Annotated in this window: 1 pseudogene; it reads right to left on the bottom strand. The window is 47.2% G+C overall.

Annotated elements, in window-relative coordinates:
* Positions 1-606: pseudogene (gene vmeA, locus R7Q11_RS26315) on the bottom strand (multidrug efflux RND transporter periplasmic adaptor subunit VmeA); the annotation flags it as partial.
* Positions 607-707: the final 101 nt, after the last annotated feature.

Below are 707 nucleotides of genomic sequence, written 5' to 3'. Positions count from 1 at the left end.
TAGCTTGTCGGCTTGGTTTGCGGTAACCAACGCTCCCGCAGTCACATTTGACTTGCTGATCACGCCACTGATCGGCGCTTTCACACGGGTATAAGTCAAATTGATCTTTGCAGTATTGATCTTCGCTTTGGCTACGAGCACTTGCGCTTTCGCTTCTTTGTAAGCCGCTTCTGCTTCATCCAGATCTTGTTGACTGATCGATTTCTTGGTAATCAATGCGCGGTAACGTTTAACGGTTGCAAACGTCGATTCTTCAGAAGCTTGCGCACGAATCAGCTCCGCTTCTGCACTAAGCAAATCCGCTTGAAATGAAGAGTCATCAATTTGATACAACGACTGACCTTTTTCCACAACGCCACCTTCAACAAAGTTACGTTCTGAAATAATACCCGTTACCTGTGGGCGGACTTCCGCCTCTTTAAATGCACGGCTGCGGCCCGGCAACTCAACCGTCAAAGCTTGTCGAACAGGTTCAACCGTCAACACATTCACTTCGGTTGCGGGAGCTGCGCCACCACCTTGCTCAGTTCCTTCTTGGCTTGGTTGACATCCCGCCATAAACAGGCTCGATGCAATCAGCAGCGATAGCGTGGTTCTACGTCTCATGAAACATCTCTCTTATTCTGCAAGCCCTACAAATATCCAATTCAATGCGTTCTGAATGGCTCGATTATGATTAGTGGATATACATTTATCCCAAACAAATT

It is taken from the genome of Vibrio sp. 970 (genome assembly GCF_033339075.1).
This window is presented reverse-complemented; position numbering and strand designations above follow the sequence as displayed.